General features: G+C 41.7%; 8 protein-coding genes. 1 reads left to right on the top strand and 7 read right to left on the bottom strand.

The annotated features are described in order from the left end of the window. Positions 1-38 precede the first annotated feature (38 nt). Positions 39-1,601 (top strand): sodium/sugar symporter, encoded by a 1,563-nt coding sequence (locus Q4526_RS15635; protein WP_215978047.1) that lies wholly within the window; start codon positions 39-41, stop codon positions 1,599-1,601. A 141-nt stretch (positions 1,602-1,742) separates the two neighbouring features. Here the strand turns inward: Q4526_RS15635 and Q4526_RS15630 are convergent, their stop codons facing one another. The 7 genes from Q4526_RS15630 to Q4526_RS15600 form a co-directional block, all read right to left on the bottom strand. Then, positions 1,743-4,130 (bottom strand): alkaline phosphatase D family protein, encoded by a 2,388-nt coding sequence (locus Q4526_RS15630; protein WP_215978046.1) that lies wholly within the window; start codon positions 4,128-4,130, stop codon positions 1,743-1,745. A 130-nt stretch (positions 4,131-4,260) separates the two neighbouring features. Further along, positions 4,261-5,541: a TRAP transporter large permease gene (locus tag Q4526_RS15625; RefSeq protein WP_215978045.1), complete on the bottom strand. Its 1,281-nt coding sequence runs from the start codon at positions 5,539-5,541 to the stop codon at positions 4,261-4,263. Positions 5,542-5,544: 3 nt separating this feature from the next. Then, entirely contained in the window at positions 5,545-6,048 is a 504-nt protein-coding gene (locus Q4526_RS15620) for a TRAP transporter small permease (protein ID WP_215978044.1), read from the bottom strand. Between the two features lie 2 nt (positions 6,049-6,050). Beyond that, entirely contained in the window at positions 6,051-7,031 is a 981-nt protein-coding gene (locus Q4526_RS15615) for a sialic acid TRAP transporter substrate-binding protein SiaP (protein WP_215978043.1), read from the bottom strand. Between the two features lie 349 nt (positions 7,032-7,380). Beyond that, positions 7,381-8,811, bottom strand: a complete 1,431-nt coding sequence (locus Q4526_RS15610; protein WP_215978042.1) for a PQQ-dependent sugar dehydrogenase — start codon at positions 8,809-8,811, stop codon at positions 7,381-7,383. A 460-nt stretch (positions 8,812-9,271) separates the two neighbouring features. Beyond that, positions 9,272-11,800 (bottom strand): glycoside hydrolase family 2 TIM barrel-domain containing protein, encoded by a 2,529-nt coding sequence (locus Q4526_RS15605; protein WP_215978041.1) that lies wholly within the window; start codon positions 11,798-11,800, stop codon positions 9,272-9,274. 202 nt (positions 11,801-12,002) lie between these two features. Then, positions 12,003-12,347, bottom strand: a complete 345-nt coding sequence (locus Q4526_RS15600; RefSeq protein WP_215978040.1) for a hypothetical protein — start codon at positions 12,345-12,347, stop codon at positions 12,003-12,005. Positions 12,348-12,458 lie beyond the last annotated feature (111 nt).

Below are 12,458 nucleotides of genomic sequence, written 5' to 3'. Positions count from 1 at the left end.
CACAAAAAATATAACATAAGCGAAATAGGAGAGTATCAGTGGGACTGGAACAACTTGATTACGGTGTTTTTATCGTGTACGTGCTTGGTTTATTGGGCTTGGCTATCTGGGTTTCTAAGGCCGATCATCCCGGTGAGCGAAACACAGAAGATTATTTTTTAGCAGGAAAGGCCCTGCCCTGGTGGGCAATTGGCGCGTCATTAATTGCCGCCAATATATCAGCAGAACAGATTATAGGTATGTCTGGATCTGGCTACGCACTAGGGCTAGCGATAGCATCTTACGAATGGATGGCCGCCATTACTTTAATTTTAGTGGGTAAATATCTATTGCCTATCTTTCTGCGTAACAATATTTACACAATGCCACAGTATTTACAGCAGCGATTTGATCACAGGGTAAAGACAACGCTGGCTCTATTTTGGTTAGCAGTTTTTATTTTTGTCAACTTAACTTCTGTGCTGTGGCTAGGTGGGCTAGCAATTCAAACCGTGACTGGTATTAACTGGCTATCAGGAATGATCTTCCTAGTTGTATTTTCGCTTGCCTACTCCTTATATGGCGGACTTAAAGCCGTTGCTTACACTGACATTATTCAAGTCGTTTTATTAGTGTTCGGCGGTTTATTATTAAGTTACTTATCTTTAGATAAAATTGCCGACGGTGACGGCATTATAGAAGGGTTCACTCGCTTAACCAGTGAATTACCCGGCCACTTTGACATGATTTTATCTAGCGACAATGAACACTATATGAGCTTACCTGGCCTAAGCGTGCTGATTGGCGGTTTATGGGTAATGAATATCGGATATTGGGGTTTTAACCAATATATCATTCAACGCGCACTGGCTGCTAAAGACATTAAAGATGCACAAAAAGGCATCGCTTTTGCTGCTTATTTGAAATTATTAATGCCTCTGATTGTTGTCTTACCAGGCATTGCGGCTGTTATTTTATACCCGGACCTAAGCAAGCCGGACCAAGCGTATCCATCATTAATGGGTCTAATGCCGACAGGTATAAAAGGGCTTGTTTTTGCTGCGTTAATTGCAGCCATCGTATCTTCATTGGCATCTATGACTAACAGCATTTCGACTATTTTCACCATGGACATTTACAAAGGGTTAGTTAAAGAAAAATCACAAAGCCACTATGTTCGCATAGGTCGATTAACCACATTAATATCACTAATTATCGCCCTATTTATGGCCAAGCCATTACTGGGAAATTTCGATCAAGCATTTCAATACATTCAAGAATTTACGGGTTTATTTTCCCCTGGAATCACCGCGATTTTCCTAATGGGTATGTTTTATAAAGGCACCACTTCACGGGGGGCTTTAGCAGCTGCTATAGGCTCCGCAATGTTTTCATTCGCCTTTATGAAATTATGGCCGTCGTTACCGTTTATGGACCGTATTGGCCTGGTGTTCTTAATATGCTTATGCTTAGCGTATTTATTTTCAAATAAGAGTAGCACTCAAGATAACGACACATCAATTCATGTTAGTGATATTGATTTTTCAACAGAGAGAAGCTTTAATATTGCCGCCTTAGGCTGTACGGTAATCCTTATCGTACTGTATCTAACATGGTGGTAAATCAAATATGATTTTGATCAAATTGCCCTGCCAAGTTGAAATTACCACCAAAATAATGGAGCGTGGTTTCGGTTAATAAGTGCAATTAGTAAAAGGAACGCCAGCATATTGGCCATTGGTCCCCATCGGCCAATATGCTGGCTATATCAGCTTGTTTGCACCACTATTTTCGTCTTGATGAATGGTCACAGGCCAGCCCGGAAATTGATTGTTTGGATTGTTATCAGTAGCGTCAACCAAAAAACGAAACGCTTGTATGGTGTAGGTTTTACGCTCGGTGTCAAAAATAACAAAACCAAACCCAGAGCCCTTTTCATGAGCGTGGATGTAGCGATTGCCCGATTGGCCAACCTCAGGGTTACCCACAGCGTAAACGTATATTTTATTACCAAAACTATCCAAATACTCGCCGGTTTGCGACAACCCATGTGAAGGGCGGTTTTGATGTGGGAGCGGTAAATCGTCTGGGCGCCACCACCTTGGCCAACCTGCGGCAATCGCAGGAGTGCAAAAGGCCCAGTTACTGTCCCGTTGCTCATTCACACCATACTGGGACAAGGTACCTAAATGAGTATCACCACAAATATGAAGCGCTTTAGATTGACGCATTATGTCTATTGCTCGGTTACGTGCCGTGGCCGGCCAACCGCTGCTGTCAAAATCGTACTTTAAGTAGCGATCAGGCGATGGCTGGTGAGTGGAAATACCGGCAAACACGGTTTGGCTAATAACCGCTTTTAAAGTGTGGTTGCGCCAATCTTGTCCCCATTGCTTTAAAAAGTTTTCTTGCCGCTCACCTAATAACTGTAAATCCTCTCGGTCATATTCCGGATTAATATACAGTGGGTCCTCTCCCTCACCTGTTTTACCAACCTCTATACCTAACCGATCTGGCCCACTTTTCCACTGTCTGTCGGCCAAAATCGCGAAGCTTACATCCCCATAAACCATTTCAGTATAGTAAACACTAAGTCCTCGGCTGGACGGTGTCGGATCAACCGGATCGGGGAGGTGAGCCGTGTTTGTTTTGTGTACGGCATTAAGCATTCGTATGGGTTCAATGTAACCGCCCCACGCATCAGTGCGGCCGACTATCTTCGCCTGATCGGACATTCTATCGCCGCCCTCGCCCCACAGGTTACCCTGCAAGACATCGTGATCATCTGGTAGACAAATAGAGGGAGCATTGCGCATTGAATCTCTAAAGGCCCAACCAAACTGATAAAATTTACGCAAATAATTTAGTATAGCCGCTTGTGCAGGGAATCGGACAACACCAAATCCACCGTGGTTTTCGTAAATTTGATCGCCTGAGAATAGAATCAATTCGGGTTGAGATGCCTTAACATTATTTGCGACAGGTTCATACGGGAAGGCGTAATCGTTTTGACACGTCAACGCCGCCATACGCAATTGTCGATTTACCGGCTGTGCCTGAATAGTACCAGTATATACATCTGGCTTATTGCTGCCATCACGGCGTTTCTCATAGTATACAACCCTATACGGTGTCGCGACTTTTTCATTCCAGTTAGCAATACGGAAAGTGGCCGTCCAGGCATCTGGGTCCAGCTTGCTGGTACCCAAAGAAACCCACTTACCAGACTTTTGAACTTGTAACTCAACCTCTTGGTTGTCTTTCTCCCCCAGCGGACCGGTAAGTGCGCTGAGCTTCATAACATAGCCTTCATCCGAACGAGTATTACTCAAGGTATACATAGTCCAGAGTATGGGGCCAAAATTTTGCTCTTGAGCGTCATTAAACGCTTTACCCTCTAGCGTCCATTGTGAAAACCTGTATCGCGTACCGTTTTGTGCGTCTGCCGCCGTATCGGCGGCAACTGTGAAATCATCCGGTTCCATTAATGTAATGCTAAAGTTACTAACTACGCAGACATTACCTAAAACCTCATTGGCGGGAGCTAAATATGTTAGCTTGCCGATATGTTGGTCGCTCTCTAGTAAATAAGCATCCAAGGTTAAAACGAAAAGATTACCCAAAGGCTCACCTTTCAACACCAGCTTAATCTCATGAGCGTTAACTTCTTGATTTAAGTCGGCCTTTTTATTACCTAACGACAGCTGGTTGTTAATAATTCCGGCGTCCAGCCCATTTTGCACAAAACAATTACTACGATATTCATTAATTTCGCTCTTAACCCCTATCCGCAAACCTGCACCACCGTCTTGCGAATCTATGTTCAATCTTTTTACATGGACACTCAGACGAAAAGGCTGGTGACTCACTAATTGGTGAGTTAAGGAGTGAATGCTTCTGTTACCACCTGCACTGAGACACTCAACGCCACCATTGACCACTTGCCAATCTTCCATGGGATTGGCCCAATAACTACCGCCAATCCATACCCGGTCATAACTTTGAGCCCAGCTATCCTTCACTATGTGAGAAAGAGAATGAATGGCTTTACCAGAATTTCTACTGGCCGGAGCAGAGCAACCAATGATTTGAGTAGCCATACCGGCAATGGATAGCTTTAACGCAGCTCGACGCGAAATAGAGAAATTCATAACCTACCTACTGACTTGAATGTTATTGACAAGAAAAGATATCACCAATGAATATTGTGAAATATATAGTCTCGCCTAAATGTACGTCTGTGCTCATCATAATTTTGCAAGAACGAATAAAGGTAACGTTTTACCGATATAAGAGTGTTGGTAGCCACATTGAAAGTTGTGGAAGAAAAGTGACCAGTATGAGTACGATGACAAGGGGGACCAGGAACGGCAAAGTCGCTTTTGCACACTGCTCAAAAGGCACATCAGAGACGCGGGACAACACATAGAGGACCATACCCACGGGTGGCGTCAGCAAACCAATCATTAGATTTAGCACCATAATGACTCCAAAATGCACTGGATCAACACCTAAACCAATTGCTACGGGTAATAATACCGGCGTGAGAATCGTAATTGCGGCAATGGTTTCCATAAAACAACCTACCACAAAAAATATTAGGGTCATCAGCAACAGTATATAAATTTTATTGTCTGTCGCTGCGAGCATCCAAATCGTGAAATCTTCGGTTATTCGTTGGCTGGTCAACACCCATGAAAATGAGGCTGCGGCGGCAACAATTAATAATATTATGCTAGTAGTTTCAATGGTTTCCATACTAATACGCGCTAATGATCGCCAACTCAGTGTGCGATACACCACTGCCCCCAGAAACAACGCATAAATGGTCGCAGCAATAGCTGCTTCTGTTGCCGTGAAAATTCCGAAGAGTATCCCCGCGATTATAATAATTGGCGTAAGCAGAGAGAGGAATGCACCTTTGGTAGCAGTTCCTAAACGCGATATAGAAAATTTTGCATCTTTTGGATAGTTTCTTTTCTTAGCATACCACGCGACCATAACCATTAGAGCAATCGCCATTAGTAGGCCTGGAATGAAGCCGGCGGCAAAGAGTTGTCCAATCGAAGTAGATGCCATTACGCCATAAATAATAATAGGCAAGCTCGGGGGAATAATAGGACCAATCGTTGAAGATGCCGCCGTTAAGCCTACCGCAAAATCTGCATCGTAGCCCCGTTCACGCATGGCTTTAATCTCAATTGCACCAAGCCCACCTGCATCAGCAACAGCTGCGCCAGACATACCTGCAAAAATAATAGATGCGCTGACATTCACATGCCCCAGCCCACCCCGAGTCCAGCCCACCATAGCGTGTGCAAATTCAAAGATACGGTGCGTAATGCCGGCAGAATTCATAATTGCACCAGCAAAGATAAAAAAAGGTATAGATAACAACGGAAAGCTATCCATACCGCCCACCATTTGATGCAGGACAACCAGTTCTGGAACTTGACCATCAACTACAATCGCAAGCAGTGCAGAAATAGCAAGCGCAAAAGCAATTGGAACACCCAGTATCAGCAGTATCACTAATGCAATAAACAAAACAGCAATGGTCATTTATTATTTCCTAACTTGTTTACACAGCTGCAATGTTTCTTGTACATTCCGCACGAACATTACTAGCAAACCAATCAATACAATTATATATAACACGCTCATCGGAACAGGCATTGATGCCATTACGTAAATATGAATCCGCGGAATTATCTGCAATGCAAATACGACTAAAACACAAAAAAACAGGCTTGTGATTACATGGCAGACAATAGAAATTTTGGCCGCCATCGCTTCTGGCAATAAGCGTACAAATAAACTCACAAAAATATGAGTGTTTTTGCGTACCCCCATCCCGGCACCAAGAAAACCAACCGCAATCATTAAGTATCGAGACACCTCTTCAGTCCAACCCAGTGATGATCCCAATACATATCGACTGAAAAACTGCGCAAAGACCGTTAAGGCCAATACAGAAAATGCTGTAAGTGCGACCCAATCCTCAGCTTTATAGTCTCTCAAACAGCTTTCAGGCTCTGGTTCAAATTCAGAAAAGGCGTTTTGTTCCATGATTAAATATCTTGTAATCGTTGATAATAGTCAGCACCCATTCGCACTTTATGTTCGGCATGAAACGGCAGGGTCTGCTCTCTGAAAGCATTTCGATTAACTGTGTTTACCGTTACTCCCTGAGATTTAAACCAGCCAATCAATTCATCTTCTATAATGCGGGTATCTTCGGTTACCCCTCTGGCAGCCTGCGCCAGGACATCACTGAATATTTCTTGGTCTTCATTACTTAACTCTTTCCATAGTCGATCACTGGCCAAGGTAAGAATCGAACCAAAAATATGCCCGGTTAAATTAATATGCTTATTGACCTCATAAAACTTTTTGGCGCGAATTGTTGGCAATGGATTTTCTTGCGCATCGACAACTCCCTGCTGCAATGCAAGGTAAACTTCGGAGAAAGCAATTGGGCTTGCGTTCGCACTCATCGCTTTAGGGAAGACTTTATATACAGAAGCATTTGGCACTCGAACTTTTAAATTTTTCATCTGTTCGGGCTCAATCACTGGGAAATTACTCGTTAAGTGACGCTGACCGTAGTAGCTGCAACCTAATATGTGATTACCGTTTGAACGCTCGCGATATTCGTCAGCCATATCAAAAAATAATTGACTTTGGCTAAAGTCTTGCCAATGTTCAAAATCGCGAAACGCATACGGCAGCTCTGGAATTGACAATGCTGGAAAGTTTTGCGCGGCGAAACTTGTACCGGTATAAATAATATCCACTATTCCCAAGCTTAAACTTTGATTAAGCTGAGCCTCTTTACCAAGCGTGGACATTGGGAAAACATCGATTTTGTAGCGCCCTTGAGTTCGTTTTTCAATTTCTCCTGCGGCCCAGAGTGCACGCTGATGCAAGGGTTCGGAAAGTTCATATACATGCGCCCAAAGAATACGACGCTGTTCGGCCGCACCAGAAGGAAGTACCACGAAAAAACAAGCAGAGATAAATAGTAGAGATTTTGCAATCGAAAGCAGCATAACTTAATGCTCAAATACACGTATTATTAGAGTTTTTGCAAAGCCAACGCGAAGATCTTTTCATTCACAATCAGAGCACAAACGCACTGCGCATACGGTGGAAGTTGCAATGTTCAATCAGCTTCGCTAGACCATCAGAGATCAAAGAATCAGGGAATCTCATATAACTTAAGGGGAATATATTGTCCCCAAAGAAGTCGACTTCTTCCTTAATAATCTTTTGTTTATTTTTCTTAAAGACCTTTACGCGCCAGTGAGACTACGAATACTCTGCGGAATAGGCACTTCATTATCTGTCAATTGCTGACGATTGTCAACAATTGACAGATTGGCCGGAAGTGGCATTTTATTAAATAGACAGGCGCAGAATATGGCCTTTACCATCAATCGTTACAACTAACATGATAGCGCCGTCAGGAGCCACACTTACATCACGAATTCGACCACGATCAGAAAGAATCACGTCAACTTTATCAATCATCTCTTCGTTGGTAGATAACAGCTGAAGCTCCTGCACACCCATTCCTCCCGCTAACATTTTACCTTTCCATTTGGTAAACATATTACCGTCATAAAACGTAATCCCTGCTACAGCAATAGACGGCACCCAATAATGTTTTGGTTGTTGCATACCATCTTTTTCGGTTAAGTGCGTAATAGGAGTGCCGTCATAGTTCATACCATAAGTGATGACCGGCCAACCATAATTCGCACCGCGCTTTATTATGTTGATCTCATCTCCACCTCGAGGGCCATGTTCCGCCTCCCAAATACGATTTGTATTAGGTTCCACTACCATACCTTGTGGATTTCGATGGCCTAAGCTCCATATTCCCGGAAGCGCATTTTCATAATTAACGAAAGGATTATCTTTTGGAACACGACCATCATCATGCAAGCGGAATATTTTTCCATTTGATGTTGTCATGTTTTGGGCTGTTTCACGGTCGCCGCGCTCTCCGAACCCAAAATAGACATAACCTTCCGAAAATACAATACGCGAACCAAAATGCCGGCCAGAACCTGAATAGGCAGAATCAGGCGCTTCGAAAATGTCTTGATGTTCAACCCATCTGCCATCCTTGAGCTTTCCTCGTGCTATTTTAGTAGCACCTTTTTTGCCATCCTTGGTCGCTGCATAAGCAACATAAATCCAACCATTATTAGCATAGTCTGGATGAAGTGTTATATCTAAAAGGCCACCTTGAACATGGTGCCATACTTCCGGAAAGTCTTTTATTTTAACGCTAGATTTTCCGTCCGCAGAAATATTCAATAATTCGCCGTCGCGTTGAGTTACTAGCATTGATCCATCTGGCAAGTACTCAACCGCCCAAAGTATACTTTCTGCAGTATGTATAGTTCCAATGTTAAAGGTGTGCCCTAAGGAAGTGATTGTTTTGGATTTGTTGTCAGGTTTTTTTGCTTCGCGCAGTAATGTATAACGCTGCTCTTTAATATAGATAACTAAAGAACGTATTTGATCCTCCGTTAAAGTACCTTCCCAACTAGGCATACCACGAGTACTCGCCCCTTTCTTTATGTAATACGCAAGAGAGTCAGCTGTTCCATCTTTTAACCATTCATCGTTTAAAAAAGAATCTGCCATCCCCCCGCTCAAATTTTCCCCATGGCAAGTCGCGCAATTTTTCTGATATATCGTCTCTACATTTTCTTCAGCATGCCCACTACTTGAATGGACAACAGCAAACATGGTTATAAAAGTTAAAATACCAATAATTGGCTTCGTTTTTTTGTGTAGTAATAACGACATTCCCATATTTATATTCCTATTAAGGTAAATATTTTATCTTTGGCATTTAAAAAGCACTTACACCCAAATAAACACTATTTAATACCAATTCGCTTTTCCCTTCTTATGAAACAATCTACCTGAAGTCTAAGTTTTCTTTAACTTTTCAGCTGTTCCACTACCGTCTTATAAGCTGGGAGTGATGTAAAATAGCCATATAGATTCCTATCACGCTGGCAATTCTGAGCAAGTCAAAAAGCCGGGATGAAGCAATAACTCTCGCATTTTTCAAATCATCTTTAAGCTAATGATTGCTACACTGTTCGTTAATCCACTGATTTTTATTATTAAACTTATCCTATTCACTAAGCTATCAATCATAGATTAGCCACCCAGGGGAAACCTGGCAGCATTGAACCGCCAGATTTAGTTGAAAGTAATAAGTAAACAGGGGTATGAATATATGCTATTTATTTTTTCTAAACTATCACAAACTATTTAGATACAATATTTGAGGTTCAAAGCCCTTTATTGTAGCCACAACTCTTATCTTACCTTTTTCCTTGGTTGATTGAATAATCGCTAAAGCCCGACCTTTGGCTGTATCCACCTGGTTCGATTGAAAGTGATTTATATTGTCTGGCGCACCATTATCTACACCCAATAATTTAGCAGGCCCTTGAACATCAAATTTTACATTCGCATTTTCAATTTTTACAGATCTGCCTTTCTTATCATGCAACTGCACAACTAAATGAGTCACATCATAAGCATCCGCAATCAGATCAGACTTGTCAGAGGTCAAAGTAAACTCACTCGCCTTACCGGCTGTCATTAGGTTAGCTTCAATTTCTTGACCTTTGAATCCAGCCCGCGCCGTTAACTCGCCCGCTTTATAAGGCACAACCCAGCGAAATAAGCGATCAGGGCTCTCCGACATACTCCGGGCACCCAGAGATTCACCATTTAAAAATAACTCCACAATAGAATAATTCGAAGCCACTTCTACCAATATCAGCTCGTCCTCTTTATAGTTCCAGTGCATGTTTGAATCACGCCAATGATAACTGGATTGATCTTTTTCGACGGCCAACCCTGTCATATCATCAACGTTAAACCCGGACTCTTCTAACGGTAATGTACCCAAAGAAATATGAGGTTCATTAACGAATATACTTTTAAAATAATTCCATCCCTGATTCTTAAACCCAGCTAAATCAAGAATATCACCCCATCCACTTTTTTCAGGCCATTTATTATGACGTTCCCCGATATAGTCAATACCAGTCCACATAAACTGACTAAATACGCCGGGATAATTTAACACCACTCTCCAATCATCCCACCTACCTGGGTTTTCATTAATGGTTACCTGCTTCTCTGGGAAATGTTTATGTGCCCAAGGAATCACACTATTGCGGTAACTATAACCAACAATATCAACCGCATCTGCATAACCACTGACATGACTTACCTGAGGCAAAATAAGGTTGGCCGTAGTAGGACGGGTAGTATCCAACTCTTTTACCCACGCATTAATACGTTTGGCAGTTTCTGCCAGAATATATTCTTGTTTCGGTGAGTTGTTATAACGTTCTTTTAACTCTTGCGGGGTGAACTTAGGTGCCGCTCCCCAGAAGCTTTCATCTACCTTTGTAGCATCATCAGGATCAGGCCAAAACCCCGTAACATACCGATAATGGACATAGGCCCATTCTATTTCATTGCCAATACTCCATTGAACGATACTTGGATGATTACGGTCTCGCAGAAGTGTGCGCTCCAGATCATTTTTCGCCCACTCATGAAACTCTTTATCATATCCTCGACTAATATTATCATCATGCCGATCATGATAATTTAATCGTTTATCTTTAGGGTAATCAAATTCATCAAATATCTCATGCTGAACTAGAAAACCCATTTCATCGCAAAGATCCAAAAACTCTTCAGAAAAAGGATTATGGGCTGTACGAATTGCATTTACTCCCGCCTCTTTCAGGCTTTCTAAACGCCTTTTCCATACACCTTTAGGTACTGCTGAACCAACTAATCCCCCATCATGATGCAAGGATACTCCCTTCATTAGGACTGGCTTGCCGTTTAACCAGAAACCTTTTTTTGCTTCAAACTTTATAGTACGGAAACCAAATGGCGTTTCATATTCATCAACAAGCTTGCCATCCACACTCAAGCTTGTTACTGCCTTATACATATTCGGGTGGTCTATATCCCAAAATTTAGGCTTAAAAACCGTCAACTCTTGTTCAAATTTCTCTAGACTTGCTCGACCAACTTTATACTTTTGCTCCGTAGAAGAAACCACCGCGCCGCTCGCATCAACAATTTTTGTTGATAAACTGAACTTTTTAGTGGCTTCCGCATTATTTCTTACATCTATCTCAATGGCGACCTTGGCACTTTTTTCAGTAATTTCTGGAGTTGTTACATAAGTACCCCAAACAGGTATATGTAATTTATCAACCACCACTAAATTAACATTTCGATATATGCCACTCCCCGTATACCAACGACTGTCGACATAACGTGAATGATCAACATGAACCGTCAAAACATTTTGACTGCCGTCTTTTTTTAAATAAGCAGACAAATCAAAATATACAGGTGAATAACCATAAGGGTTTTCACCTAATAGCTTACCGTTAAGCCAATAAGTAGAGTTGTTATATACCCCATCAAATACAATATATGTGGTTTTGTCTTCGACATTGCTTGGTGTAGGAAAATGTTTCTGATAAACCCCCACACCACCCGGCAAATACCCTGTAGCACCCTCAAGCGATGGGTCAAAATCTAGCTCAACACTCCAATCATGAGGGAGCCGAATATTGCGCCATGAATCGTCGTTTAACGGTACCTGAGAGGGTAAATCTGTACTTTCAACCAATGTGAATTTCCAATCGAAATTGAAATCAATTGCACGGCTCCCTTCACTAGCAAAAGCAATGGAGGATAAAAGTAACAACAGCATTATCAGGCTTGATTTTGTAAACATACAGACAGTTCTCATCCGCTTTTTTATTAATTGTCTACAATATACTATTGGGGAGATAGCTACAACCACAGATGAATGAATCTAATCAGTATTAACTTAGGCCTGGCAGTTAACCAAAACAACGTGTCATTAACTCTTTCTGGTTAAGATTCGCTATCTGGGACCACTGAATGATTTTTGGGGGGTTGTTATGGATATGCTCTTAGAGATAGGTATCGGAGTTATGATCTGGATGTACTTGTCCTGAGGAAATTAAGATTTTCACATGTGAGATAAATTTGAAATCCAAACTCTGTTCAAGGGTCCAATTTCTTTCCAGAGCTATTTCTTTAAACGTTTCAATACATTTTTCAAAATCAACCACTCTCACACCCATGTTTAATACTTTTAACACGGTCTGTCTTGATGGTATCCATGTATTTAAACTACCTGGTTTTAAGTTTTTTTGACGATGTGTTGTTTGAATAAAATTAATCAGTTGATTAATTTGACTGGCTGTTACTGACGGTAGTTCATTTTTGATAGATTCAATCAATTTGTCGCTCATAATTTATATACTCGGTATTTACCGTTATTTATCATTCAGTAATTAATCTATTTGTATCTATCTGAATCTATAGGTATTTACAGGTCTCTATAGGGGCCACCTGAAAACATA

The organism is Gilvimarinus sp. 2_MG-2023, from assembly GCF_030547685.1.
GTDB lineage: Bacteria > Pseudomonadota > Gammaproteobacteria > Pseudomonadales > Cellvibrionaceae > Gilvimarinus.
The sequence above is the reverse complement of the archived record's forward strand: the minus strand, read 5'-3'. Positions and strand labels throughout refer to the sequence as shown.

What these genes read in the sequence shown, in the direction of transcription:
- Q4526_RS15600 (WP_215978040.1), bottom strand. Translation starts at nt 12,347, where the DNA reads ATGAGCGACAAATTGATTGAATCTATCAAAAATGAACTACCGTCAGTA.
- Q4526_RS15610 (WP_215978042.1), bottom strand. Translation starts at nt 8,811, where the DNA reads ATGGGAATGTCGTTATTACTACACAAAAAAACGAAGCCAATTATTGGT.
- Q4526_RS15630 (WP_215978046.1), bottom strand. Translation starts at nt 4,130, where the DNA reads ATGAATTTCTCTATTTCGCGTCGAGCTGCGTTAAAGCTATCCATTGCC.
- Q4526_RS15615 (WP_215978043.1), bottom strand. Translation starts at nt 7,031, where the DNA reads ATGCTGCTTTCGATTGCAAAATCTCTACTATTTATCTCTGCTTGTTTT.
- Q4526_RS15605 (WP_215978041.1), bottom strand. Translation starts at nt 11,800, where the DNA reads ATGTTTACAAAATCAAGCCTGATAATGCTGTTGTTACTTTTATCCTCC.
- Q4526_RS15625 (WP_215978045.1), bottom strand. Translation starts at nt 5,541, where the DNA reads ATGACCATTGCTGTTTTGTTTATTGCATTAGTGATACTGCTGATACTG.
- Q4526_RS15620 (WP_215978044.1), bottom strand. Translation starts at nt 6,048, where the DNA reads ATGGAACAAAACGCCTTTTCTGAATTTGAACCAGAGCCTGAAAGCTGT.